This window comes from Tsuneonella suprasediminis (genome assembly GCF_003605755.1).
Classification (GTDB): domain Bacteria; phylum Pseudomonadota; class Alphaproteobacteria; order Sphingomonadales; family Sphingomonadaceae; genus Tsuneonella; species Tsuneonella suprasediminis.
Genome location: NZ_RAHJ01000018.1, coordinates 39727 through 65590, shown reverse-complemented (window position 1 = coordinate 65590; position 25864 = coordinate 39727). Strand labels below are relative to the sequence as shown.

The 25864-nt window shown below is 60.0% G+C and carries 20 protein-coding genes; 11 read left to right on the top strand and 9 right to left on the bottom strand.

From position 1 onward, the window contains the following. Window positions 1–63: 63 nt before the first annotated feature. On the top strand, window positions 64–888 hold the full coding sequence (gene ppk2, locus D6858_RS06340; protein WP_205664893.1) for a polyphosphate kinase 2: 825 nt from the start codon (window positions 64–66) through the stop codon (window positions 886–888). A 6-nt stretch (window positions 889–894) separates the two neighbouring features. Here the strand turns inward: ppk2 and D6858_RS06335 are convergent, their stop codons facing one another. The 5 genes from D6858_RS06335 to D6858_RS06315 form a co-directional block, all read right to left on the bottom strand. Beyond that, window positions 895–1926 (bottom strand): ABC transporter permease, encoded by a 1032-nt coding sequence (locus D6858_RS06335; protein ID WP_240623726.1) that lies wholly within the window; start codon window positions 1924–1926, stop codon window positions 895–897. A 79-nt stretch (window positions 1927–2005) separates the two neighbouring features. Further along, window positions 2006–3097 (bottom strand): ABC transporter permease, encoded by a 1092-nt coding sequence (locus D6858_RS06330; RefSeq protein ID WP_205664892.1) that lies wholly within the window; start codon window positions 3095–3097, stop codon window positions 2006–2008. A 23-nt stretch (window positions 3098–3120) separates the two neighbouring features. Then, window positions 3121–4842: an ATP-binding cassette domain-containing protein gene (locus D6858_RS06325; RefSeq protein ID WP_240623725.1), complete on the bottom strand. Its 1722-nt coding sequence runs from the start codon at window positions 4840–4842 to the stop codon at window positions 3121–3123. 6 nt (window positions 4843–4848) lie between these two features. Continuing rightward, entirely contained in the window at window positions 4849–5853 is a 1005-nt protein-coding gene (locus tag D6858_RS06320) for an HlyD family secretion protein (protein ID WP_120108382.1), read from the bottom strand. Beyond that, window positions 5850–6467, bottom strand: coding sequence for a TetR/AcrR family transcriptional regulator (locus tag D6858_RS06315; protein WP_165859650.1), 618 nt, complete (start codon window positions 6465–6467; stop codon window positions 5850–5852). Before D6858_RS06315 ends, D6858_RS06320 begins: the two co-directional genes overlap by 4 nt. A 142-nt stretch (window positions 6468–6609) precedes the next feature. Between D6858_RS06315 and D6858_RS06305 the strand changes: the two genes are divergently transcribed. Continuing rightward, window positions 6610–7961 (top strand): IS3 family transposase gene (locus tag D6858_RS06305; RefSeq protein ID WP_120108378.1). Its coding sequence is split into 2 segments (ribosomal slippage): window positions 6610–6946 and window positions 6946–7961, totalling 1353 coding nucleotides; the frame shifts between segments, so codons are not numbered across the junction. Between the two features lie 95 nt (window positions 7962–8056). After that, window positions 8057–8281, top strand: a complete 225-nt coding sequence (locus D6858_RS15625; RefSeq protein WP_133305251.1) for a hypothetical protein — start codon at window positions 8057–8059, stop codon at window positions 8279–8281. A 570-nt stretch (window positions 8282–8851) separates the two neighbouring features. On the opposite strand, the gene D6858_RS06300 is transcribed toward D6858_RS15625, so the two are convergent. From D6858_RS06300 to D6858_RS06285, 4 genes are all read right to left on the bottom strand, one after another. Beyond that, a complete protein-coding gene (locus tag D6858_RS06300) occupies window positions 8852–9514 on the bottom strand; it encodes a peroxiredoxin (RefSeq protein ID WP_120108375.1) in 663 nt (220 codons plus the stop codon). 135 nt (window positions 9515–9649) lie between these two features. Then, window positions 9650–12214 (bottom strand): NAD-dependent epimerase/dehydratase family protein, encoded by a 2565-nt coding sequence (locus D6858_RS06295; protein WP_120108373.1) that lies wholly within the window; start codon window positions 12212–12214, stop codon window positions 9650–9652. Window positions 12215–12299: 85 nt separating this feature from the next. Beyond that, window positions 12300–12743 carry a CBS domain-containing protein gene (locus D6858_RS06290; protein WP_120108371.1) on the bottom strand — a complete coding sequence of 148 codons (444 nt, stop codon included), beginning with the start codon at window positions 12741–12743 and terminating at the stop codon, window positions 12300–12302. 558 nt (window positions 12744–13301) lie between these two features. Further along, the gene (locus D6858_RS06285) at window positions 13302–13760 is read right to left on the bottom strand and encodes a MerR family DNA-binding protein (RefSeq protein WP_120108368.1); all 459 of its coding nucleotides are present in this window, start codon (window positions 13758–13760) and stop codon (window positions 13302–13304) included. A 322-nt stretch (window positions 13761–14082) separates the two neighbouring features. On the opposite strand from D6858_RS06285, the gene D6858_RS15620 reads away from it, so the two are divergent. The 8 genes from D6858_RS15620 (at window position 14083) to D6858_RS06245 (ending at window position 25862) form a co-directional block, all read left to right on the top strand. Then, window positions 14083–14445, top strand: coding sequence for a hypothetical protein (locus tag D6858_RS15620; protein WP_133305250.1), 363 nt, complete (start codon window positions 14083–14085; stop codon window positions 14443–14445). 673 nt (window positions 14446–15118) lie between these two features. Next, window positions 15119–16354, top strand: a complete 1236-nt coding sequence (locus D6858_RS06275) for a TolC family protein (protein ID WP_120108364.1) — start codon at window positions 15119–15121, stop codon at window positions 16352–16354. Between the two features lie 8 nt (window positions 16355–16362). Beyond that, the gene (locus tag D6858_RS06270; protein WP_120108362.1) at window positions 16363–17859 is read left to right on the top strand and encodes an efflux RND transporter periplasmic adaptor subunit; all 1497 of its coding nucleotides are present in this window, start codon (window positions 16363–16365) and stop codon (window positions 17857–17859) included. Beyond that, the gene (locus D6858_RS06265; RefSeq protein WP_120108360.1) at window positions 17856–21023 is read left to right on the top strand and encodes an efflux RND transporter permease subunit; all 3168 of its coding nucleotides are present in this window, start codon (window positions 17856–17858) and stop codon (window positions 21021–21023) included. Before D6858_RS06270 ends, D6858_RS06265 begins: the two co-directional genes overlap by 4 nt. Beyond that, the gene (locus D6858_RS06260; protein WP_224801918.1) at window positions 21002–21388 is read left to right on the top strand and encodes a copper-binding protein; all 387 of its coding nucleotides are present in this window, start codon (window positions 21002–21004) and stop codon (window positions 21386–21388) included. Before D6858_RS06265 ends, D6858_RS06260 begins: the two co-directional genes overlap by 22 nt. A gap of 58 nt (window positions 21389–21446) precedes the next feature. After that, window positions 21447–22988 carry a multicopper oxidase family protein gene (locus D6858_RS06255; RefSeq protein ID WP_120108356.1) on the top strand — a complete coding sequence of 514 codons (1542 nt, stop codon included), beginning with the start codon at window positions 21447–21449 and terminating at the stop codon, window positions 22986–22988. A 13-nt stretch (window positions 22989–23001) separates the two neighbouring features. Beyond that, complete coding sequence (locus D6858_RS06250; RefSeq protein ID WP_120108353.1) at window positions 23002–25341, top strand: heavy metal translocating P-type ATPase; 2340 nt, start codon at window positions 23002–23004, stop codon at window positions 25339–25341. A gap of 29 nt (window positions 25342–25370) precedes the next feature. After that, a complete protein-coding gene (locus tag D6858_RS06245) occupies window positions 25371–25862 on the top strand; it encodes a hypothetical protein (protein ID WP_240623724.1) in 492 nt (163 codons plus the stop codon). Window positions 25863–25864: the final 2 nt, after the last annotated feature.

Here is a 25864-nt window from a genome sequence, read left to right as displayed (position 1 = left end):
CAATACCGGAGAAGGGCCCGTCCCTTCCTGTAAAACGGTCGCAGGCGGTAGTATCGTTACGACATGTTCGGGGCTCGTCCCCTCATCGCAGCTAAAGAGCCGGAGAGCAACATGTCGAGTTCGCAAAAGAAGAAAATATCCAAGAGCGAATACAAGCAACAATTGCGCGCGCTGCAGATCGAACTGGTCAAGATACAACGCCAGGTCATCGCCCATGGCGAGCGTGTTCTGATCATCTTCGAAGGGAGAGATGCGGCCGGAAAGGACGGTGTGATCAAGCGTGTGCGCGAACATATGAGCCCGCGCGAGACGCGGGTCGTCGCTTTGGGAAAACCTTCCGATCGCGACGCGCGCAGCTGGTATTTTCGCCGCTACAGCGAACAGCTGCCCGCCGATGAGGAGATTGCTCTGTTCAACCGCTCCTGGTACAACCGGGCGGGCGTCGAGCGGGTGATGGGCTTTGCCGGCAAGGAGGAAGTTGCCGGCTTCTTCGCCGACGTTGCGCAATTCGAAGAAATGCTGGCGCGCGACGGGACCACGCTTCTCAAATATTATCTCGACATTGATCGAAAAGAGCAGGCCACGCGTCTCGAGGCGCGGCGCACTGATCCGCTCAAGCAGTGGAAGATCAGCCCCATCGATGCAGCGGCGCTTGAGAAGTGGAATGATTATTCCAAAGCCCGGGACGAAATGCTGACACGCACAGATTTTGCCTATGCTCCGTGGATTGCAGTGCGCGCCAACGACAAACGCGCCGCACGCCTCAACATCATCCGGCACATGCTGCAATCTATCGCATGTCCGGCGGTCGATCGACGCCTCGCGCGTCCCGACCCTTCGGTCATCCTCCCGGTTGCCGAACTCGGGATTGGTCGCTTGGCCCCGTGAAACTGTCTAACCCGTTCGGCGGCGAAACAGCCAGGTCGCCGCCAGCAGGCTCGCGGCAGCGATAAGCGCCATGGGCCAGATGTGGGAGAAATAGAGCCAGAGTGGCGCTTCACGAAGATACACCGCTTTGCTGATGACTATGAAGTGGGTGATCGGCGTGGCGGCGGCAAGGCCCTGCAACCAGTCGGGCATGTTTTCGACCGGCGTGGCATAGCCCGAAATAAGCACGGCCGGGACCATATACATGAACAGCCCGATAATCGCCTGCTGCTGGGTCTTGGCGAGCGATGAGATAAACAGGCCGATACCGATTATTGCAGCGAGATAGACAACCATTCCGAAGAAAAGCAGGGCGAGAGAACCGCGGATCGGTACGTTGAGAAACAGCATCCCCAGAACCAGCATCGCACTTGCGCTCGTCAGCGCAATCAGGAGAGCCGGCACGCTTTTGCCGATCAGGATCTCGAAGGGGCGCAGCGGCGACACCAGCAATTGCTCGAAGGTACCGAGCTCGCGCTCGCGGGCGATCGACAGCGCGGACACCATGAAACCGACCACGGCTACGAGGACGGCAAAGAGCGCTGGCACTGCGGACCAGAGCGGCTCGAGATTGGGATTGAACCAGGTCCTTTGGACAAGACGCACAGGTGCCGTCGCGCGCAGTCGATCGAGCCGCTCCTGATTATAGGTTTCGACGATCCGGCTGCTGTATCCCAGCAGGATCTGAGCGGTGTTGGATCTGCGGCCATCGAGGATTAGCTGAACCTCGGCACTTTCGCCGCGCTCGAGTCGCCGCGAGAAGTCTTCGCCAACGCGCATGACCAGCGTCGCACGGCGTGCGTCGATTGTCGGCGCGATATCCGCGCCTGCTCGCAAATGGATAATCTGATCGAATACTTCGGCACCCTCGAAGCGGCTGATAAGCTCGACCGAGGCATTGCCGTGGTCCTGGTTGTAGACCGCCAGGGTGACGTCCGATACTTCCTGCGTAATTGCAAAGGCGTAGATGAGGAGCAGAAAGGGCGGCGAAAACAGCACCACCCAACGGGTTTGCGGATCGCGCGCGCTTGCCAGAAGCTCCTTCACGATCAAGGCGTAGATGCGTTGCCACATGGTCTCAGTCGAGCCGGGTGCGTGTGAACAGAGCGCAGATCGCGAAGATCACAATCGCGAAGATGGCAAGGGCAGCGAGATCGGGCAGCAGAACCGCCCAGACATTGCCGGCAAGAAACTGCGTCTGCAGGGTAGAGACGAGAAAGCGCGCCGGGATCGCGTAGCTGAAGAGCTGGAGCGCCAGTGGCATGCTGTCGAGCTCAAAAACGAAATTGGAAAAGTAGAACGCGGGCAAAAAGGCAAGCATCACCGCGACCTGCGCTGCCACAAGCTGGTTGCGGGTGAGCGTCGAAATGAGCAGTCCTTGGCCCAGCGAGCACAGCATGAAGAGTGCGGCTGCGAGCGAGAGCGCGAGAAACGATCCGCGGAAGGGAACACCAAAAAACGCCACGGCCACAAACACGGACAGCATGAACGAGCCGAGGCCCAGCACGAAATAGGGCACAAGCTTGCCCAGCAGCAGTTCGAGCGGACCGACAGGTGTCGCAAGAAGGGCCTCCATTGTGCCGCGCTCCCATTCGCGGGCAACCACAAGCGCTGTGAGCAAGGCGCCGATTATGGTGAGAATGATCGCCACCGAGCCGGGGACCAGATAGTTGCGGCTCGAAATCTCGGCGTTAAACCAGACACGCGGCTCAATCGAGACGAGAGGCGCGAGCGGCGGTTGCCCGCGATCGAGCCATTCCTGCTCGAGCCAATTGATAACGAGCAATTCAATATAGGAGCCAACCAGTCCGGCTGTGTTTGGATCACCCCCATCGACCAGGATCTGGATCGGCGCCGCCTCTCCGCGGAGCGCAATTGCGCTGAAATCCTGTGGCAGGATGATGATCGCATCGAGCTCGCCCGCGGCCATGAGGGTTTCGAAGTCCTTTCGCACAGGCGCTGTTTCAATCTCGAAATAGCGCGTGTTGCGCAGCGACGCGACAAAGCTCTCCGTCTCTCCGGTCGGCTGTTCGACCACAACGCCGACCGAGAACTGCCGGGGGTCGAACGAAACCGCATAACCGAACAGGAAGATCAGCATGATCGGCAATAGGCCGGCAATCATGAGTGTGCTCGGGTCCCGAATAGCCTGCCGGGTTTCCTTGCGCATGATCGCTGCGAAACGCGAAAACCTCATGGCGCGTTTACCGCTTCGTTCTCTTCGACGAGAGCGATGAATGCATCCTCAAAGGTCGGGTTGGGCAAGGTCGAGGAGGCCGCCTGCGCCTTGAGTTCGGCGGGAGTTCCCAAAGCGATCATCTGCCCGCGATATATGAGCGCAGCGCGGTCGCAATACTCCGCTTCGTCGAGAAAATGTGTCGTCACGATGACGGTTACGCCGTTCGTGACCATTGCGTTGATATGGGCCCAGAATTCACGGCGCGTACGCGGATCGACACCCGAGGTCGGCTCGTCGAGAAAAAGGACGTCAGGCTCGTGCATGACGGCGCAGGCGAGTGACAGACGCTGCTTGAACCCAAGCGGGAGCTGACCGGAATTCTCATCGAGCTTGTCCGTGAGGGCGAAGCTTTCGATCATACGCGCAATCATGGTACGCTGCCGCACTCCGGTAAGGCCGTAAACACGTGCGAAGAACCGCAGATTCTGCAACGTGCTGAGATCGCCATACAGCGAAAATTTTTGCGCCATGTATCCGAGACGAGCCCGTGCCTCGCTCGCGGCAGTACGCAAATCGACACCGGCAATACGAGCCTCACCGCTGGTCGGCTTGAGAAGGCCGGAGAGCATTTTGAATGTAGTCGACTTGCCCGCGCCATTGGGTCCGATAAGCCCAAACACTTCACCTCGACGCACATCGAAACTGATTTCGGACGCCGCAGTGAAGGAGCCGAACATCCGCGTTAGTCCGCGCGCCTCTACGGCAATCGCTATATCGTGGCTGCGCTCCGATCCACCGGCGAAGGGCGACTCGGCGCGAAACCCGCCGCCGATGAGATCGATGAACGCATCCTCGAAACGCGGCGCGACAGGTTGCAGCCGAGCTTCATCCCCCGCGCCAATCGAAGCCAGTGAGGGGGCATGCGCATTCTCGTTGAGCAACAGCCTGACGTCGCTGGCCTGGATTGTTCCATCCATCACAGCCTCGTGTTGGCGAGCCTTATTCAAAACGTAGCGCCGATCGCCCTCGATGCCCTCGATCATAAACACCCGGCCTTCGACACGCGCGGCCAGATCGGCCGGCCGACCGTCGAAGATGAGATCGCCCTCGCTCAACACGAGCACAGTCTCGCATTTCTCGGCCTCATCGAGGTAGGCGGTTGCCCAAACGACCGTGATCCCTTCATCGGTCAGTCGGCTTACCATTCGCCAGAGTTCGCGCCGCGAAATAGGGTCTACGCCGACGCTTGGCTCGTCCAGCAACAGGAGTTCAGGTGTCACAACGAGAGCGCAGGCGAGCCCGAGCTTTTGCTTCATGCCGCCCGACAAGGCGCCCGCCAATCTGCCGGTAAATGGCGCTAGGCCGGTAAAATCGAGAAGCCGCTCGAATGTCGCCTTGCGCGCTGATCCAACCAGTCCGCGCAGATCTGCGTAGAGATTGAGATTTTCCTCCACGCTCAGATCCTCGTAGAGGCCGAAACGTTGCGGCATATAGGCAATGCGCGCGCGCACCTCCTTCGCGTTGGCGACGGGATCGAAACCTCCCACGTCGATCCCGCCTTCATCGGCGCGCAGCAGTCCGGCGATCAAGCGCAAGAAGGTTGTCTTCCCCGAGCCATCGGGCCCCACCAGCCCGACGATGTGGCCCGATCTGATCTGTGTACTAACACTGCGCAATGCCGGTTCGGCTTGCTTGGGGAACCGTTTGGTCAGGCCTTCGATGGTTACCAGGGCCACCACCCGTCAACGCCCGCGGGCGACGGGACGGACGATCACGGAGACCGGCATGCCCTGCTTCAGGATTCCGTCTTGATCTTCGGTACGCACACGCACCCGGTAGACAAGGCTGGTGCGTTGTTCGCGGGTCTCAACGGACTTGGGTGTAAACTCGGCTGTCGGTGAGATGTAGGCAATGCGGCCGGGAAATTCGCGGCCAGCCTCGGTCAACACTGTCGCGGGGGTACCGATCTCGACGCGCTCGAGGTCGGGTTCCTCGATATAGGCCCGGATCCACATGGGCGAGGTGTGTGCGAGTGTGAATACGGTTTCGCCCGGCCCCACGATGGCTCCAGCCTCGCGTGCGCGCGTCAGGATGATCCCGTCAGCGGGCGCGTAAAGGTTCGCGTCTACTAGGCGTTGCCGGGCGAGTGCAGCGGCAGCTCGCTCGGCTCCAAGCGCCGCGCGTCCTTGCCGGATTTCTTCGCGTCGGGGTCCCTCGCGGACAAGCGAGAGTTCTTCGAGTGCCGCCTGCCGCTGAGCGGCCGCGCGATCGCGCTGAGAGCGCGCCTCGTCCCGGGTCTGCCGTGAGGCAAAGCCCTTCCCGGCGAGGTGTTCGACCCTGTCCAGGGTTGCCTGGGCAACGCTCAGCGCGGACTCCGCTTCTGCAACCCGCGCTCTCGCCCACTCGATCTCCTCCGGCCTGCTGCCCGATTCGAGAGCGGCGAGCGCTGCGGAGCGTTGGCTGGCACGCGCTTCGGCAAGCGCGATCTCGTTCTTATAATCCTGAGGTTCAAGCGAGGCCAAAAGATCGCCAGCTTCAACCCTATCTCCCTCATCGAACGCCAATCGGTCGATCCTGCCTGGAACCTTGAACGCCAGATTGACCTGCCGAATATCGACATTTCCATTGAGTACCAGATGACCTTCTCGCTCATGCCGATCAGGCTGCATCAGCCAGATTGTCGCTGCCGAAGCGGCTAGCAATACGAGCAGGCCAATGCCGATGTAGACCTTCTGTCTGGATCTCATGATTCGCCTCCGGTCCTAGCGGCACTAGGTTCCAGCAGGCCCAGGAGTTCGAACTCGGTGCAATGCCCTGCCAGCGACACGCTCGGTGCGTTCGGCGCGACAAAAACGGCGTAGTGCATTGCCCGCTCGATCATTCCGACAAGAAGCCAAGCAATGAGTCGCGCCGGGAGATTCTTCACCAGGCCGAGCTGTTGGGCATCTTCGAGATACCGCGCGAGCGCGTCAGCACCTTGCTCGAAATGTCGATTGATATGAGCGCGCTGCTCGGGCGGAAGCGCATAGGCCTCACGCAAGACCAGCCTGGTCAGAATATCATGCTTGCGGCCATACCGAATGATGGTCATCCAGATCTCCTCAACCTCGGCTGATAGATGCTCTCCAGTTTGCAGCCGCTTGGCGGGATGGCGGGCAATGGTCTCCTCAATCAGTCCTGCAAAGAATTCATCGATAAGCGCGACAAACAGCGATGGCTTGTTTTCAAAATGCAGGTAAAAGGTCCCCTGCGCTACGCCCGCATTCGCGACGATGTCGGCGACGCGGGTCGCCGTAAATCCGTGCTGAGTGAACAGCCAGGCCGCGGCAGATTTCAATTTTCCGGCGATATCATCGGCCATTTGAACACCTCGATATGACTGACGCATCAGTCAGCGAGATATTACAGATCGGCAGGGTGTCCCCCGTCAGCGCCAATGGCACAGATTTGAGGTTGTGATTTAAGGAGGATTTGGGCTTCGTCGTAGTGACGAAGGAACGAAGATGAAGCCCAAATCCTCAAGCTCCAAAAAGCCCGCCGAACAGGTGGTAAAGGACATCCGCCGCAAGACCCGCCGACACTTCTCAGCGGAAGACAAGATCCGGATCGTGCTCGATGGGCTACGAGGCGATGACTCCATTGCCGAGCTGTGCCGCCGCGAAGGGATTGCGCAGAGCCTGTATTACACCTGGTCCAAGGAGTTCATGGAAGCCGGCAAGCGCCGTCTGGCTGGTGACACTGCGCGTGCTGCGACCACGGACGAGGTGAAGGGTCTGCGCCGTGAAGCGCGCGATCTGAAGGAGTGCGTGGCCGATCTCACTTTGGAGAACCGGCTGCTCAAAAAAAGCATGATCGCGGATGGGGAAGACGACGAATGAGGTATCCCGCATCCGAGAAGCTCGAGATCATCCGGATCGTCGAGCAATCCCACCTGCCCGCCAAGCGCACGCTGGACCAGCTCGGCGTTGCTCGCCGGACCTTCTACCGCTGGTATGATCGCTACCTTGAAGGCGGGCCCGAAGCGCTGGCAGACCGGCCATCGACGCCGAGCCGGGTGTGGAACAGGATCGCGCCCGAGGTTCAGGATCAGATCGTCGACATGGCTCTGGAACACAGCGAGCTATCGCCGAGAGAGCTGGCGGTGCGCTTCACCGACGAGAAGCGCTACTTCGTGTCCGAAGCCACGCTCTACCGCCTGCTCAAGGCCCACGACCTCATCACCAGCCCGGCCTATACGGTGATCAAGGCGGCAGAGGCGTTCCACACGAAGACCACGCGCCCGAATGAGATGTGGCAGACAGACTTTACCTACTTCAAGATCATCGGGTGGGGCTGGATGTATCTGTCGACCGTGCTCGACGATTACTCGCGCTACATCATTGCATGGAAGCTCTGCACCACCATGCGAGCCGAGGACGTCACTGACACGCTCGATATGGCGCTAGCAGCCTCAGGCTGCGATCACGCCAACGTGCTGCACAGGCCCCGCCTGCTCAGCGATAATGGCCCCAGCTACATCGCTGGCGGACTGGCCGAATACATCGAGGCCAACAAGATGAGCCACGTGCGCGGCGCACCCTTCCACCCACAGACCCAAGGCAAGATCGAGCGCTGGCACCAGACCCTGAAGAACCGCGTGCTGCTAGAGAACTACTTCCTGCCCGGCGATCTCCACCAGCAGATCGAGGCCTTCGTCGAGCATTACAACCACTGCCGATACCACGAGAGCCTCGACAATGTGACACCTGCCGATACCTACTTCGGTAGGGCTCCTGCCATCATCAAACGAAGAGAAAGGATCAAGCGAAAGACACTCGAACATCGGCGCTTGCAACACCGCAGGCTCGCCGCCTAACATCAAACCTCAGACGAGGCCCGCACTCCGCAAACCTACGCCGCGAGTTGTGCCAAATGTTCTGACGACGGACATGCCGATACTTGCGCAGAACAATGAGCCAACTAGCCGCCACCGCAATCATCGAAAATGCGGTCATTGGCCAATGGAGCGAACCCAGAGGTGCCAAAACACTGCTCAGGCTCGCACTCAGCCCGGCGGCAACCAGCACCATCGGTAGAATGCAGCAAGAGCAAGCTGCCAAAACAGCAGCCGAACTGCTTATGACGCTCACAACGGTCGTCTTGCCGTCGTGCAAAGGTAGTGGTTCGACAGCATGAGTCGGTTCGGCCATCAAGCGACTAGCAACCACGAACGGCCCTTACCCATATGAAGTCTTCAAATAGGTCTGCCATAGTACTCTTTCGAACAGAGGCTTCACACGCGAGGGTTCATTGTATTTCGCGGATGTGGCATAGCCCTCCACCAAATGAAGGTCGAGGTCAATTGCGTCAAACTTTCTGACAGCTCCTCAACCCCGTCACGCAGCTGAGGTGTCCAAGCTCGGCGGACGCCGCAGTCCTTTGACCAACATAGCCGCGCTCAACAGCTATTGTACCTGAGAGACGGAACCCCGCGCCAGGCTTGGGTGAAGCGCGGGGTTCCTGAACGGCCCCGGGACACCTGCGATCCGCAGGGTTCAGGGGGAGGTGGGGCAGCCATTCGATTAACGAGGAGAAAACCGATCAGGACCGGATTTGGTTTTACCGTACACCTAATCGCTTACGCTTCTTGCCAATCTATATATCGAACAGATAGATCCACTCGCAGGTGTGGCGACGCGCTCAAATCCTAGCATGAGCATGCTATATTCACGCCGACATGCAATTGCTGGCAACCTGCTCGCGCAATTAGTCGATCGGTTCTTGGATCACACGCAAATACGGTTTCTTTTCGTCCCAACCATCGGGATATTTGGCTTTCGCATCTTCGTCCGACAAGGAAGGCGGAATAATCACATCATCACCCTTCTGCCAATTGACCGGCGTCGCTACACCCTTGCGTTCGGTGAGTTGCACCGAATCAAGCAGCCGGAGCACTTCATCGAAATTCCGCCCGCTGCTCATCGGATAAAGCAGCACGGCGCGAATTTTCTTGTCTGGCCCGATGATATAGACAGCGCGGACGGTGGCATTGTCGGCTGCGGTTCGCCCCTCCGCATTACCCGCTTCGTCGGCCGGCAGCATATTATAAAGCTTGGCGACCTGTAGGTCGCTGTCGCCGACCACGGGATAGTCGATCTTATTTCCGCTCACCTCCTCGATATCGGGAAGCCAATCGCGATTATCCTGGCTGCTGTCGACCGAAAGGCCAAGAATCTTGGTGTCGCGTTTGGCAAATTCCTCGCCAAGCCCGGCCATGTAACCAAGCTCGGTCGTGCAAACCGGTGTAAATGCCTTGGGATGGGAAAAGAGGATTGCCCAGCTGTCACCCATCCAATCATGGAAATGAATGCTGCCTTGTGTGGTCTGAGCTGTGAAATTGGGGGCTGTCGAGCCAATGGAAAGGGTCATGTAAATACTCCTACTTATCTTGTGGGAACTCAGGGCGCATTTCTAGCCATGCTCTGAGAAAAATGCGGGTTCGACTTCGGCTTGACCTTGGTCCTCAAGGATGAACGCCAGAGCCGCTTTGCTCGGGTCAATCGGTCATACGACAAACCGATCCCAGCCCGCATAATGCTCACCGCTTCGCTTACCGCGAGGCAGGCTCAGTCCGATCAAGAGCAGTCCGACCCCAACCGAGGCCACCGTTCCGGCAGCCGAAGCCCCTGCAAGCATGAAGGGCGCTGCGACCAGCCAGGCACCGAATGCAGCGTTGATGAAGCGCAAGGCGCGCGCGACTTCCGCGGTCGCGATGATTGCCACCGTAATCACCAAAGCACCCACCACGTGATCGCTGTTGGCCATCGCCCCCTCGCTGCCAAGCGTTATCCTTGTCAGCATCAGCCACGCTCCCAGAGCCGTGCTGGCCACCAGGGTCCACGGGAAGGTCACGCCGCGCACCGTGTTCGTCCAGATCGAACGCGCGTCGGTCATATAGTCGGTATCGTCGATTTCACCGTTTGACACTGCGCCGCCCTTGAAGAAGGTACGAACGAGTGACTTGCCTTCCTTTTTCGACCAGTAGAGATACTGTCCCATGGCGATGACTTCATCGAGCGAGAACGGGATCATGATGAGCATCGCAAGCGCAGCAATCAGAGCCGGCGTACTCCACGTCCCGATCATTATCGGCTGAATGATCACGAAATAGATACTGACCACACCGAGCGGAATGACCAGAATGCCGAAGAAGGTAACCATCCACGGCATCGTGCGCCAGCGCGTGCGGGTTCCCATGACCGCCATTAGGATCTCGAGCACATAGCTGACCGCCCCTAGTCCGGCATCCGGGATCGGCCACGCCTTGGATACATCCGACGTGATGATTTCCTCGGTGCCGTTCTTGGGATCGCCAAGCGATCCGGAGAAAAACGGCTCCCACGCCACATCGATATGGCCAAGCTGGTAGGAGGTAAGCATGCGCGATATCAGAAGGCCGATGATGCCCATCGCCACGATCGGGAATCGCTGGGCATCGGTCGAGGGACTGTAGGTCCACCCGGGCGGGATGGACTTCTTGTCCATCATCCCTTCCATGCTCATGCCGGGCATCATTGGCACCAGCACCGAGAATGCGATCGCCAATGTACCAACCAGGAGATTGGTCAGATATTGGGCCGCGCTCGGACTCCAGAAGAACAAGGGCGCGAAAAGCAGCCAGATGCCGACAAAGGCCGTCGCCCACTGCCCCAACCAGGCGGTGCGCTTCGAAAGCGACATCGCGCCGAAGATCATCAATGCGATCCCGCTCAGCATATCGCTTAGGGCAAGAGCATTGGCCCGCCATTCGATCGACGGCAAACCCCGCTCGAGAGTGACCGCTACGACCGAAGCACGCGCAGTATCGGCGGATACGACGTCATAAACACCAGGACTTGCAGCAAGCCACAGGCCAAGCCCGATGACAGCAAACTGCGTCCAACGGGTACCGCGCTGGGGGCCGTCCATGTCGTGCATGTTGCCGTCCATCTGGTGCCCATCATGAGCCATGTCGGTGTCATGCGATGGTAGTCGCGCCGGTTCGGTCTTCGCTGCATCCGAACTCTTTGGATGCCAGGCCACGCGGGACGTGTTCAGCTTGTTCGTTTCGTACCAGTCCTGCGGGTCGGCTTGCAACGCGTCGATGATGGTCGGAAGCGTTTCGCGGAGCGAGTGCTCTGGCTCCCACCCCAGCAGTTTCCGGGCGCGGGAGATATCGAGAATGTAGTGAGCGTTTGCGTCATCGACCATCCATTGCTTGACGAATCCGTCATGACCGAGGACTTCTTCCTCGATCCACGTGCCCAGTTTCGCCACGCTTTTTGGAATGCGCACTGTCGTCCATTCCTCGCCGTGGATCTGGCAATGAACGATGTCTTGAATCTCGGCGTATCCAAGCGTTTCGGGCTCGCCGACAAGTATCGGCGTCTCGCCCTCGAGGTCAGCGCGATTTGCAATTGTACGCTCTACCGCTCTGGTCAGATCTTCGAGGTGCAGTGCCGATTGCGCTGCGCACAACATGCCGGGATACAGATGCGCCGACACGCGGTGCTCATAGACACCGGCAATTTGTTCGGCGAGAAAGGCGGAGTGCCCCTTATCGTCATAGACTCCGGCGAACCGCAGGAACACAACCGGAATGTCGCCACGGTTCTCGCGCAGTACCTGCTCGGCGTCGGCCTTCGACTGAGGGTATGGCCAGGTAGGTCCGAGCGGACTGGATTCGTCGATACGCTCGTCGGGGAGCGGCTTGGGCTCGTGTACAAGCATCGAGCTTGCATAGATGAACTGTTCAACGTCGAAGTCCTGCAGCCCCGTGATCAGCCTGCGCGACCCTTCAACGTTGACGTCATTGTACAGAGGGTTCGGGTCGCCCGTGATGTCGAAATAGGCAGCTAGGTGTACACACGCCGCAATCGCGTTGCCGTGCGCGGCTCGCACCCTGGCCAGGGCATCGGCAATCGAAGCGTCGTCCGCGAGGTCAACGGCGTATGAGGCGTCGAGCCCAGGGATGTCTTCCGCGACCGCGCGATCGAGGCCGATGATGCGATATTGACCGCTTAATCGATCAACCAAAGAGCGTCCGATGTATCCTCTTGCACCGGTTATCAGGACGACGCCTTCAGCCATTGTCTACTCCATCGCGTTGTTCTTGGGTTTACTCTTCAAGACAGGACCGTCCTCAAAGGAAGACGGTCCTGCAGCGGCCCTCGGACTAGCAACAACCCGATGAGTCCTTTTCCTGAGATGGCTTGGAGATTTCCTCGACGAGTTCTGCAGTTTTTGCATCAGCACCGGACCGTGCAATATCGGCCTGGGAAACCATACCGCAGCAATTCCCTTCGTCATCAATCACGGGAACGCGCCGGACCTGGTTGCTCTCCATCGTGGAGCAACATGCATCTACCTCGGTGTCCGGCGTGACAGTAACAACCGACCGGGTCATGATGTCCCCCACCGGTGTGTCGGGCGACTTGCCTTCAGCTACGACGCGACAGCAAATGTCTCGATCTGTGACCACTCCCACCAGACCGCCTTCGCCATCAACAACTGGAATTTCTCCGCAGTCATTTCCCACCATGAGCTTCGCTGCGTCCTGTGCGCTCGCATTTTCGTCGCAGCAGGCGGGATTCTTCGTCATAATGTCCTTAACATGCATAGCTTTACTCCTTCATTGGTCGATCTGCGCGAAAGCACTTCCCATCAGGGCTGCTTCGCTCGAATCATTGGAAGTAATAAGGTAACGGTTCCCATCGTTGGAAGGTCAAGCATCCTCCTTGCGGCGCATTGGGTCTCCGCCGCCGACCTGGACCGCTCAAGGTGGTCGCGAAGGTGCTTTTCTTGCGAGGTTCTTTGATGGGTCACGCTTGCAGTACGAGCCAACTGCTCAAGCCCCTCAAATTTGCTGAACGGTAAAGGCGGGGAGCTTGGAAAAACATCGGCTCAGCGAATGGATAGCTCCCACTCAACATCGAGCTGATATCGGGATTAGTCCCAAATCAATGTTCGCAAGCGGGCTGACCACGCCTTGGCCAAAAACTGCAATCGCGAAACTGGCCAAGCTTGAGGTCTTGCGGACATCGACGCAGCTCCTTCGAACCCGCTCCAGGAGTCTTAAGTTTCTCGACGGTCAAATGTCGGACGTGTCCTGAACCAATTGCTGGTCCAACCCAAAAATGAAGCTGACCATGACAACAGACCAGTGCCAACTCTGTTTTTAGCAGACCCGCTGGTATCCGAACTTGTGACCGACTTCCTTTGCTAAGGCAGGATTGGCATCGTCGGACAGATCTTTGAGGATAGGACAATCTGGCTTGTCATCGTTCGTGCAACCCTCGATAAGATGCTCGAGGGCGTCGATCATGGAATGAATTTCTGCAGCCTTGGCGCGCAGAGCACCCAGATGTCCATCGGCAACCTCCCGAACATCCTTGCTGGCTCTTTTCTCGTCGTGCCACAGACCGAGCAATTCGCCGATATCATCTACCGAGAAGCCTAGGTTGCGGGCGCGGCGGATGAACCGCAGCGTATGTATTTCGGCAGGGCCGTAAAGCCGATAGCCAGCTTCGGTGCGCTCGGCCGCTCCGATCAGACCGATTTTCTCATAATGCCTGATCATCTTGGCCGACACGCCACTGTCTGCGGCGGCCTCACCAATTGTGTGTAGATGGTTCATGCATGCTGGATAACTTTCCCACGATGGGAATGCAAATAACCTCCGCCGCCGGAATATTTATTCTGACGCCCCTCTTGACCTTCCCATGATGGGAAGCCCTATCTTTCGGGTGATGTTTGATTCGCGGAGGAAGATTTGAAGAAAGCGCACTCCCGCGCATTGGCGCCGACATGCCCAGACGCTGCACCACCCTGGAAAGACGCAAGCCATATATGCGCAGCTAACCTGGGCAGGTAACTTGAGCGGCAAGTTCGCGCGCTTCCAAGTCTTGCGCATGATGACGCAAAACTGAATTTAGCGGAACAATGAAAGGAACTCTTTGATGAATAGTTTGAAACTAGCCGCCCTCGGAGCCTTGGCAACCGCCGGTCTCGCAACAGCTGCGGCCGCGCAACCCCAAGTTGATCATCAGCCCGCTCCGCAAGAGAGTTCGCAAAGTCAGGAGAGCAGCCATGAGCATGGTACAATGCAGGGCGAAATGTCGGGCTTGGAAGGCGACATGCGGGGCATGGATGGTGACATGTCCGGCATGATGGCGATGATGAACAATCCCGAGATGCGCGCTGAAATGATGGCGATGATGAACGATCCGGAAATGCGCGCCCAAATGATGGACATGATGCGCAACTGCAGCGAAATGATGAGAATGAAACAGGAACAGACGTCAGATGAAGAAGCAGGGTAATCCTGATCATCACACGTCACCTTGACGGATTGCCTTCGCAAAAACCTACCCCGCACACCCGAACGGGGCAGGCCTCGTCCGAATAACGATCGATAAATCCTGCCGACCTCATGTACCATGCAAGCGAACCATATTTATGATTGCTGCCACGACAGATCACGAAGGCTTGTCGAGACTCGCTTGCGCTCGTAGAGAAAGATGATGCGGTTACTGCGCTCTCTTGGAATTTTTCTGATTGCTTGCGGACTCTTTGTCCAGTCGGCCGCTCATGCCTCGGCGCTTCCACAGGCGCCGGCGACGATCGACGGGCCGTGCGATGAGATGCGCATGGAGGCTGGTTCTTCGACCGCTCCGGAAGACCAACACGGACCGTGCAAAAATCTTCGCCTGGATTGCCTTGTAGCCCTCGGCTGTATCGCTCCGCTGGTGATGGCCGGAGCCCCATCAGGAGAGCGTGTAACACTTGCTGCGCGTCCCTTGTTCACCCCGTTTGCCGCTTATTCTTTGGCTCTCGTTGGTCAAGGACCCGAGCCGCCCCCTCCGCAATAGCGATTCTGAGTATTGCCAGGGACTGCCCTGCATACTGAAGCTGAACGAATTTTCCGTCGCGCCTAGCGATGGTCGTTTGTTCCGTCCGCGCTTATATCGCGCGCTCTAGCGGAATCTAGAAATCATGCAGAAAATTTGCTGGACCGCATTTCCGGTCCTGCTGGCTTTGGCGCCAGCTAGTTACGCGCAGTCAATCGCCTACGAGGAGGCCTTGAGAGCGGCCGTTAGCGAACAGCCGCAGGTGCGAGCGCGGGAGTTGCAGCTCGAGGCACGTCGCAGCGTCGCTGATGCAGCTGACGAACTACCAGATCCTCGCCTCCGCGCTGGGATTCAGAACCTTCCGGTGACAGGCCCGGCAGCCTTCGAGATCGACCGGCAGCTGCCCACCCAGATCCAGGTCGGTGTGGAGCAGGACATACCCAATCTCGCGGAGCGCCATGCGAGAGCGCGCATGGCAGTGGCCGATATAGATCTGGCTTCCGCGCAGTTGACCCGCGCGCAGCTCACGGCTCGGCTTGGAGCAGGCGAGGCCTGGATTTCGCTCGCGTACACCCAACAGGCTCTGAATGTTATCGATGAGGCACTTAGGCAGATCGAAAGGCTGGTGCCCTTGGCGCGGAGCGCCGTTGCGGCGGGATCGGCCAGGCCGGCTGAGAGCCTCGAAATTCGCCGTGCGGTACTGGAAGTCGAGGACATGCGGACCCGCCTAGAAGGCGACCTTGACGCGGCACGGGCCATGTTGGCGCGATATGCTGCTGTGCAAGGCGCAGTTGCTACCGGGGCTATCCCCGCGGCGGATGTCGATGCCGAGCGACTCCGGGCGACCCTAGAGCTTAATCCCGATATCATTCTCGCTATCGCACAGGTTCGACAGGCAGATGCGAGGATCGATCTTGCCCGGTCGGAGAAGCGGCCCGATTTCGGCATCAATGTCAGCTATGGCAGGCGCGATCGGATGTTCGGTGATGTCGTCTCGGTCATGGGCTCGATTACGCTCCCCATCTTTGCGGGCAGGCGGCAGAACCCGAGGATTGCCGCTGCTGAAGCCGAAGCAAGCGCAGCGCAAGCAATTCAGCTTGATCGCTTGCGCGAACTGCAAGCGCAATTCGAGGCCGACCTTGCCGCCTGGCGCAGCGCATACCGCCAGTGGCAGCGAGCCACGGAGGAGTTGCTACCCCTCGCCCAAAGCCGGGCTGATCTCGAAAGGGCCAGCTTCGCGGCAAACCGCGCCGAACTGCTGGACGTCATCGAAGCGATCAAGGCGCTGGCGCTCCTACAAATCGAGATCCTTGAGCGTGAGGAGGCGACAGTTGAAGCCGCGACGACCTTGCGACTGACCTATACGGAGTTCCAGCCATGAGAGCCAAAATGGGAGCCGCGTGGGACAAACTGTCGCCGCGCCAGAAATCCTGGACGATGGCGGCAACGGTCGCCCTGATCAGCGTCACCGCAGGATACGGGTTATCGCAGCGGGGTGAGAGCGGAAGTCAGGCAAATGGCAACGGGGGATCATCCAGCGCCGAATGTGAGGACGTGCTTTACTGGTACGATCCGATGGTGCCGGGACAGCGTTTCGACGAGCCTGGAAAATCGCCGTTCATGGATATGGAACTTGTTCCCAAATGCGCTGGCGAGGAGGCCACCTCCGGGGTTCAGATCGACGCGGGGCTTGTCCAGAACTTCGGCATCCGCACCGCCGAGGCCGAATACGGCGTACTTGAGCCGGACGTGTCCGTTACCGGTGTTCTCGCTTACAACGGGCGGGACGTTGCAATTGTCCAGCCAAGGGCTGGCGGCTTTGTACAACGAACCTATGGGCGTGCTCCAGACGATGTGGTGAGCCGAGGCGCGCCGCTGGCCGATATTCTCGTACCCGAATGGGGCGGAGCGCAGCAGGAATATCTGGCCGTCCTGAACAGCGGCGATGAACAGCTTGCACAGGCCATGCGCGAGCGGATGCGGCTGCTCGGCATGTCGAATGGGCAAATTTCATCGGTGGGCCGGACCGGCCGCGCGCAGGCGACGATCACGGTCACCGCGCCGACCGACGGGGCCATCACCATGCTCGGCGTGCGACCCGGCATGACCGTGATGGCAGGCCAGACCCTGGCGGAAATAACCGGATTCTCGCCGATCTGGCTCGAGGCATCGGTGCCCGAAACACAAGCAGCGAATATCCGGGTCGGCCAACCTGTCAGTGCAACCCTGACCGCGTTTCCCGATGAGAGATTTTCCGGACCGATCATCGCGATCTTGCCGAGCGCACAGGATGCCAGCCGGACAATCACCGTCCGCGCACAATTGCCCAATCCTTCCGGACGGCTCAAGCCGGGCATGTTCGCGCAGGTCTCGCTGACCCCCGACACCCGGCGCGCTCTGCTGGTTCCTTCCGAAGCGGTGATCCGGACCGGGCGCCGCACCATCGTCATGATCAAGCAGGACGAGGGCGGCTTCATGCCTGCCGAAGTCCGGATCGGCCGTGAGGCGGGAGGCAGGACCGAAGTGCTGGCCGGCCTTTCGCAAGGCGAAGAGGTCGTGACCTCGGGCCAGTTCCTGCTCGATTCCGAGGCAAGCCTGGCAGGACTTGATGTTCGTGCGATCGATGAGGCAGGTCCGAACCGGGACGGTGAAGACCAACCAGTGACATTCAGCGCAATGGGGACGATCGAGAAGATTGCCGATGGCTCCGTCACGCTGCGGCACGGACCTGTCCCGCGGCTAGACTGGCCCGCCATGACGATGAGTTTCCGCACGAAGAATGCAGCGCAGATCAGCGGGTTCGAGGAAGGCGATAGAGTGCGCTTTACCTTCACCCAGCAGGACGCCGGCCCCCGTATCGAGACCATCAGGAGTGCCGGGCAATGATCGCGCGCATTATCGATGCCTCGATCGCCAATCGGCTTTTCATCGTCCTCGCCGCCATAGCTGTGACCCTTGGCGGGTTCTGGGCCGTCCGCACAACTCCGGTCGATGCTTTGCCCGATCTGTCCGATGTCCAGGTTGTCGTCCGATCCAACTATCCGGGCCAGGCGCCCCGGATTGTCGAGGACCAGGTGACCTACCCGATGGCCACGACCATGCTGTCGGTGCCGGGAGCGAAGACCGTACGCGGCTACTCGATGTTCGGCGACAGCTACGTCTATATCATTTTCGAGGACGGTACCGACCTTTACTGGGCACGGTCGCGGGTGCTCGAATATCTCAATCAGGTGCAGAACCGCCTGCCCGAGGGTGTTACGAGCACGCTCGGTCCGGATGCGACGGGCGTGGGGTGGATTTACGAATATGCGCTTGTCGATCGCACGGGCGGTCATGACCTTGCCGGGCTGCGCAGCCTGCAGGACTGGTTTCTGCGCTACGAGCTCAAGACGATCCCCGGCATTGCCGAAGTCGCGAGTGTCGGCGGTATGGTGAAACAATACCAGATCGTGCTCGAACCTTACCGGATGGCATCGTTCGGCGTCACGCATGCCGAGATCGTAAACGCCATCCAGTCGTCCAACCAGGAGGCCGGCGGTTCGATCGTCGAGATGGGTGAGGCCGAATACATGGTACGCGCGTCGGGCTATCTGACGACGCTGGACGATTTCCGCGAGATTCCCCTCAGGACTGCAACTGGCGGGGTTCCGGTTACCCTTGGCGATGTCGCCACAATCCAGGTCGGGCCGGAGCTGCGCCGCGGCATTGCCGAGCTCAACGGCGAAGGAGAGGTCGCCGGCGGCATCATCGTTCTCAGACAGGGCGCGGACGCTCGCAGCGCAATCCAGGCGGTCGAGGAAAAGCTGGACGAATTGCAGGCGAGCCTTCCCGAGGGCGTCGAGATCGTCACCACCTACGACCGATCGCAGCTTATCGACGCCTCGGTGGAGAATTTGACGACCAAGCTGATCGAGGAGTTCATCGTCGTCGCGATCGTATGCGCGCTGTTCCTCTGGCACGCACGTTCGGCACTTGTCGCCATCATCACCCTGCCTTTGGGCGTGCTCGCGGCGTTCATCGTGATGCGTTTCCAGGGGGTGAATGCCAATATCATGTCGCTGGGCGGGATCGCTATCGCGGTCGGCGCCATGGTCGATGCAGCCGTTGTGATGATCGAAAATGCGCACAAGCATCTCGAGCGATGGGAGCATGAAAATCCCGACACGGTGCTTTCGGTCAAGGAACGCTGGCGGATCATCGCCGATGCATCGAAGGAAGTGGGACCGGCGCTGTTCTTCAGCCTTCTGATCATAACCTTGTCGTTCCTGCCCGTGTTTACCCTACAAGCCCAGGAAGGCCGGTTGTTTGCACCGCTTGCCTTCACCAAGACCTATGCCATGGCGGCGGCTGCGCTGCTGTCGGTTACACTGGTTCCGGTGATGATGGGCTGGCTGATCAGGGGTAAGATACCGTCAGAAGACTCCAATTTCCTCAATCGCTGGCTGACCAGGATTTACCGACCGGGGCTTAATTGGGTGATGCGCTGGCCCAAAGCCACGCTCGCGGTTGCAGGCGCAATCTTCCTCACCACGCTGATCCCCTTCTCGCAGCTCGGCGGAGAGTTTCTCCCGCCGCTCGACGAGGGCGATCTGCTCTACATGCCGAGCGCCCTTCCCGGTCTATCGCCAGGCGAGGCCTCGGCGCTGCTGCAGCGGACCGACCGCCTCATCAAATCGGTACCGGAAGTCGAAACAGTCTTCGGCAAGGCCGGCCGTGCAGATACGGCTACCGACCCGGCTCCGCTCACCATGTTCGAGACCACGATCCGGTTCCGGCCGCGGGAGGAATGGCGCGAAGGCATGACGACCGATGCGCTGATCGAAGAACTCGACCGGGTCGTTCAAGTGCCCGGTCTCGCCAATGTCTGGGTACCCCCTATCCGTAATCGCATCGATATGCTTGCGACCGGAATCAAGAGCCCGATCGGCGTTAAGGTCTCGGGCGAGGATCTTGCCGAGATCGAACGGGTGGCGCTCGAGGTCGAGGGTGTGGCAAAGACGATCCCCGGCGTCAGTTCGGCTCTGGCCGAGAGGCTTTCCGGCGGGCGCTATGTCGATGTCGACATCGATCGCGCCGCAGCGGCGAGGTACGGCCTTAACATCTCCGATGTCCAGCAGATCGTCTCGGGCGCTATAGGCGGGGCCAATGTCGCGCGGACTGTCGAAGGCCTGGCGCGCTATCCGATCAATGTGCGCTACCCCCGTGAAATTCGTGACAGCGTGGACGAATTGCGAACCTTGCCTCTGCTGACTCCGTCGGGACAACAGATTACGCTCGGCACGGTCGCACGGATCGGCGTCAGCGATGGCCCTCCCATGCTCAAGAGCGAGCAGGGACGATTGACCAGCTACATCTATGTGGATGTGCGCGACCGCGATCTTACATCGGTGGTTGCCGACCTCCAGGAAGCGGTTGCCGCGGGCGTCAATCTTCCGGCAGGCGTCAGCCTGTCCTACGCGGGTCAGTTCGAGTACCTTACCCGCGCCTACGAACGGCTGCAGATCGTCGTACCCGCCACGCTCGTCATCATTTTCCTGCTGCTCTATCTGATCTTCAGAAGGTGGGACGAGGCAATGCTTATCATGGGTACGCTGCCATTCGCCCTGTCAGGCGGCTACTGGCTCCTCTATCTGATGGGCTACAACCAGTCGGTCGCAACTGCCGTCGGATTCATCGCCCTGGCCGGTGTATCGGCCGAGTTCGGCGTGATCATGCTGATCTATCTCAAGGCAGCCCTCGAGAAACGAAGTGGTGATTTGAGTGCCGAGGAAGTGGATCAGGCGATCCGCGAAGGGGCGCTCTTGCGTGTCCGACCCAAGGCGATGACCGTAGCGGTGATCCTTGCGGGTCTGTTCCCGATCTTGATCGGTACCGGAGCTGGCTCGGAGGTGATGAGCCGGATCGCGGCACCGATGATCGGCGGTATGATTACCGCGCCGCTCCTGTCCATGTTCGTACTTCCCGCCGCATATTTGCTGTTGCGGCGGCCCCGTCCGGAAAAACCGGCCAACCCTCAAGGAGAAGAAGAATGCGTACCCCAACCTATATGATCCTGCTCGCGGCACCGCTGGCGCTTGCAGCCTGCGACGCTGCAGACGACAGCTCAGAGACCATGATGTCAGACGACATGGCGAACTCGGACAGCATGCCCATGTCAGGCGAAATGCCGATGGCGGAGGAGACCGGCGGCGAGCAGAGCGCCAGCGCGGAGGGAACGGTTACAGCCATCGATTCCGAGGCGGGCACTGTGACCATCGAGCATGGTCCGGTCGAAAGTATCGGGTGGCCCGCGATGACCATGGCATTCGAAGCCGACGCGCAAATCCTCGAACAGGTCAGTGTCGGTGAGGGAATAGCCTTTAAATTTCGTACTGGAACCGAAGGCAGCGTCGTTACCTCGGTAACGCCGCGATAGGACGGTGGGTGGGAGGCGCTCGGTTGCGCCGGTGCCTCCCACGCAAAAACAGGTGAATATGCCAGGTATCGACAGGCCCGACTTTAAGGATCGCCGCGACTTCATCAAGAGCGCCGGCCTCGCGGCGACGGGTTTCACCGCGCTGCCGCTGCTGGGTTGCGGTACGCAAAGCAGGATGTCGCTCGATCAGGGAGGCGAAAGCAATCCTCTTGCCATACCTCGGCTACAGGCAGGAACGATCGAACGGGGCGAGCGTGTCTTTCGCCTGTCCCTGACACCGGGCGAGAAAGAATTCGTGCCCGGCACGGCGTCACCGACGATCGGTATCGACGCATCCTATCTCGGCCCGACCCTCGAAATGCGCCGCGGCGAACAGGTTCGCTTTCACATCGACAACAAGCTTGCCGAAGATGCGACCGTCCACTGGCATGGTTTCGAACTTCCCGCCACAGCGGATGGCGGGCCGCACCAGCTCATACGGCCCGGTGAGCGCTGGAGCCCGTCCTTCGAACTACGCCAGCGCGCTTCGTTATACTGGTATCATTCGCATCTGCATCGCCGGGCCGGACCACAGGTCTATGCCGGACTTGCTGCCCCGATCTACGTGCGCGACGAGGAAGAGGATCGCCTCGATCTGCCGAGCCGGTACGGTGTAGATGACATACCGCTCGTCGTGCAGGATCGCGTGATCGACGGCGCGGGCCGCCTTGTTTACCCGCTCGATATGCACTCGCGGATGATGGGGGTGATGGGTGAGCGCATCTATGTGAACGGAACGGCCAATGCCGTTTTCGAGGCCGCCGCCGGTCCGCTGCGCCTGCGGCTTCTCAATGGATCGAATGCGCGGTTCTACACCTTCTCGCTCGAAGGTGATCGTCCGATGCAACTCATCGCAAGCGATGGCGGCCTGCTTGCCGCGCCAAGCGAGGTTCGCAGTCTTACCCTTGCCCCAGGCGAACGCGGCCAAGTGATCGTCGATCTTTCCGAAGGGCGCCCGCTCCGGCTGATTGCCAGCAGCCCTGCTAACGCCATGGGCATGATGGGCGGACAAGGCGGGGGTATGATGGGCGGCGGAATGATGGGAAACCGGGCCGATCGCGAGAGGCAGGGGCGCACGTTTTCGATCCTCGATATGTGCCCCTCCGGCGCGGGGACTCCAGTAACGCTCCCGCCCATCCTGGCCACGCTTGCCGCGCCAGACCCCTCGCTCGCCGTTCGCAGCCGCCGCTTCGTACTCGATATGGGCATGATGGGTCGGGGCATGTCGATCAACGGCCAGACCATGGACATGGATGTCATCAACCAGCGCGTACCGGTGGGTCAGTGGGAAATATGGGAAATCGCCAACGCATCGATGATGGCCCATCCCTTTCACATTCATAATGTGCAGTTCCGCGTACTCGACCGGGACGGCCGGCCTCCGCGGGCGGAAGAGGCAGGTTTCAAGGACACCGTCATCGTCAATCCGCGTGAACAGGTCCGGCTGCTGCTGCGGTTCGAAGAGAATACCGATCCCGACACTCCCTACATGTATCACTGTCATATCCTCGAGCACGAGGACGCAGGCATGATGGGGCAGTTCGTGGTCACGGCCAATTAGGGGAGAACGACAAATGAGCGATGGGCACAATGCGATCGAGGGCACTGCGACCGACCCCGTTTGCGGAATGAGCGTGAAGATGGACGGCGCCCGCTTCATCGATCGACACAAGGGTGGCGACCATTACTTCTGCTCCTCGCGCTGCCTCGACAAGTTCCGCGCGGATCCGGAGATGTATCTTTCGAAGGCGCACCTCGATGCTGTCGAGGATGTCCCGGAAGGTACCATATACACCTGTCCGATGCATCCGGAGATCCGGCAGCCGGGGCCGGGCTCCTGCCCGATATGCGGGATGGCCCTCGAACCCGAAACGGTCACTCTGAACGAGGGCCCCGATCCCGAACTCGTCGACATGCGGCGAAGGTTCTGGTGGAGCGCGCTCTTCACGCTGCCGCTCTTCGCCTATGCGATGGGCGACATGATCCCGTCGCGACCGTTCGATCAGGTCATCGAACCCGCTATCGCGCAGTGGCTGCAGCTCCTGCTGGCAACTCCGGTGGTGCTTTGGGGCGGCTGGCCCTTCTTCACCCGCGCGCTGCAATCGGTCCGGACCATGAACCTCAACATGTTCACCCTGATCGGCTTCGGCGTCGCCATCGCCTATCTGTTCAGCCTTGTGGCAACCCTCGCCCCGGACATCTTTCCCGAGGCATTCCGCGATCATGCGGGCCGGGTCGGCGTCTATTACGAGGCCGCAGCGGTTATCACGACCCTCGTGCTGCTCGGGCAGGTGCTCGAGCTCAAGGCGCGCGGATCGACATCGAGCGCCTTGCGAGCGCTTCTCGAACTCGCACCCCCGACCGCGATGAAGATCTTCGGTCGCGGGGACGAGCGCGAAGTACCGCTCGATGAATTGACGTCGGGGGACCTGCTGCGCGTGCGTCCGGGCGACAAGGTCCCCGTCGATGGCACGCTCGAGGATGGAAGCAGTGCCATCGACGAATCCATGATCAGTGGCGAACCCATTCCCGTCAAGAAAAGCGCGGGCGATCCCGTGATCGGGGGCACCGTAAACCAGACCGGCAGCTTCACCATGCGCGCGACGCAGGTCGGCGCGGACACCATGCTCTCGAAGATCGTGCAGATGGTCGCGGAGGCCCAGCGCAGCCGGGCACCGATCCAGCGGCTCGCCGACCAGGTCACCGGATGGTTCGTACCCATCGTCGTCCTTGTCGCTATCGTGAGTTTTGTCGTCTGGGCCATCTGGGGACCGGCACCGGCCCTTGCCTACGCGCTCGTCAACGCGGTCGCCGTTCTGATCATCGCGTGTCCCTGCGCGCTCGGACTGGCGACGCCGATGTCGATCATGACCGGTACCGGCAAGGGCGCGCAGCACGGGATCCTGATCAAGAACGCCGAAGCGCTCGAAACGCTGGAAAAGATCGATACGCTGGTCGTCGACAAGACCGGAACGCTGACCCGGGGCAAGCCTGATCTTGTCGACGTAAAACCGCAGCCAAATTTCGACGAGCAGGAATTGCTGAGCCTTGTCGCTGCCGTTGAGAGAGGAAGCGAGCATCCGCTCGCCCACGCGATCGTGGAAGGGGCTCAAAACAGGGGCGCTGCCATTCTCGACGCTTCCGATATCGAATCCGTGACCGGCGAAGGTATCCAGGCAAATGTCGACAAGCGCCTGGTCGCGATCGGGAATGAAAAGATGATGGAGCGTATAGGGGCGCTCGAAGAAGGCTGGCGGTCAACGGCGGACGAAGGCCGAAGCCTCGGACAGACGGTGATGTTCGTGGCCGTGGACGGGGCACCGGCAGGCCTTATCGCGGTCGCCGATCCGATCAAGGCAACCAGCCGCACCGCTATTGCCGCGTTGCATGAGCGCGGCATCAAGATCGTGATGCTTACCGGCGACAGCGAAGCCACCGCGCGTGCGGTAGCAAGCCAGGTCGGTATCGACGAAGTCGAAGCGAACGTCTCGCCCGAGGACAAACATCGCAAGATCGAGCAGTTGAAGAGCGAGGGTCGCCGGGTCGCTATGGCCGGCGACGGCATAAACGACGCACCCGCGCTTGCCGCTTCGCATGTCGGCATCGCGATGGGAACGGGTACCGATGTCGCGATCGAAAGCGCGGGCGTGACACTGGTGCGCGGCGACCTCGTCGGCGTTGTTCAGGCGCTCGTCCTGTCTCGGGCCACTATGCGCAACATCAGGCAGAACCTGTTCTTTGCCTTTGCGTATAATGCGCTCGGCATACCGGTCGCAGCAGGTGTCCTCTATCCATGGACCGGGTTGCTCTTGAACCCGATGATCGCGGCCGCAGCGATGAGCCTGTCTTCGGTATCGGTGATCGGCAACGCCCTGCGCCTGCGCGGCCTCGCTCTTCCCAAATTCGATACCTGAGCGATGGGGACGGGACGGAGATCGCAGGAGTGACGAATCAGACGATGCAGGATCAGGACCAAATCTCTGAGGAATCGCGCGAATGGCGCGGTGCTCATCCAGCCCTCTGGATCGCGATATTCGGAATTCTCATCGCTTTCGCCTGGGAGATGCTCCAGCTTCCTTTCTACCAGTCGGGAGGTCTGTCGCCTGCCGAGGCAGCACGTCGCTGCGGCCTGGCCTCGTTCGGCGATGCCGGGATCATGGTGGCCGCTTATCTCGGCGCCTCTGTCGGCAGTGGTAAAACGCCGTGGCTCGTAGACTGGCCGATCTCGCGTTTTGTCGTGTTCCTGGGAATCGGCCTGGCCATTACTGCCATGGTCGAAGTGCTGGCTGTCGGTGCCGACTGGGGGTGGTCCTATAGTGCAATCATGCCGGTTGTGCCCGGGACCAAAATCGGCCTGGTACCGATCGTGATGTGGGTCGCGGTTCCCACGGCCACCTTGTGGCTCGCGCGCCGTCTCGGCACCGGACCCCGCTGATC

Bases quoted from the DNA above. Each gene is read 5' to 3' on its own strand.
- D6858_RS06290 (WP_120108371.1), bottom strand. From the start codon at position 12,743: ATGCATGTTAAGGACATTATGACGAAGAATCCCGCCTGCTGCGACGAA.
- D6858_RS06285 (WP_120108368.1), bottom strand. From the start codon at position 13,760: ATGAACCATCTACACACAATTGGTGAGGCCGCCGCAGACAGTGGCGTG.
- D6858_RS06265 (WP_120108360.1), top strand. From the start codon at position 17,856: ATGATCGCGCGCATTATCGATGCCTCGATCGCCAATCGGCTTTTCATC.
- D6858_RS06260 (WP_224801918.1), top strand. From the start codon at position 21,002: ATGCGTACCCCAACCTATATGATCCTGCTCGCGGCACCGCTGGCGCTT.
- D6858_RS06250 (WP_120108353.1), top strand. From the start codon at position 23,002: ATGAGCGATGGGCACAATGCGATCGAGGGCACTGCGACCGACCCCGTT.
- D6858_RS15620 (WP_133305250.1), top strand. From the start codon at position 14,083: ATGAATAGTTTGAAACTAGCCGCCCTCGGAGCCTTGGCAACCGCCGGT.
- D6858_RS06275 (WP_120108364.1), top strand. From the start codon at position 15,119: ATGCAGAAAATTTGCTGGACCGCATTTCCGGTCCTGCTGGCTTTGGCG.
- D6858_RS06300 (WP_120108375.1), bottom strand. From the start codon at position 9,514: ATGACCCTTTCCATTGGCTCGACAGCCCCCAATTTCACAGCTCAGACC.
- D6858_RS06255 (WP_120108356.1), top strand. From the start codon at position 21,447: ATGCCAGGTATCGACAGGCCCGACTTTAAGGATCGCCGCGACTTCATC.
- D6858_RS06320 (WP_120108382.1), bottom strand. From the start codon at position 5,853: ATGAGATCCAGACAGAAGGTCTACATCGGCATTGGCCTGCTCGTATTG.
- D6858_RS06295 (WP_120108373.1), bottom strand. From the start codon at position 12,214: ATGGCTGAAGGCGTCGTCCTGATAACCGGTGCAAGAGGATACATCGGA.
- ppk2 (WP_205664893.1), top strand. From the start codon at position 64: ATGTTCGGGGCTCGTCCCCTCATCGCAGCTAAAGAGCCGGAGAGCAAC.
- D6858_RS06330 (WP_205664892.1), bottom strand. From the start codon at position 3,097: ATGCGCAAGGAAACCCGGCAGGCTATTCGGGACCCGAGCACACTCATG.
- D6858_RS06315 (WP_165859650.1), bottom strand. From the start codon at position 6,467: ATGGCCGATGATATCGCCGGAAAATTGAAATCTGCCGCGGCCTGGCTG.
- D6858_RS15625 (WP_133305251.1), top strand. From the start codon at position 8,057: ATGAGCCAACTAGCCGCCACCGCAATCATCGAAAATGCGGTCATTGGC.
- D6858_RS06270 (WP_120108362.1), top strand. From the start codon at position 16,363: ATGGGAGCCGCGTGGGACAAACTGTCGCCGCGCCAGAAATCCTGGACG.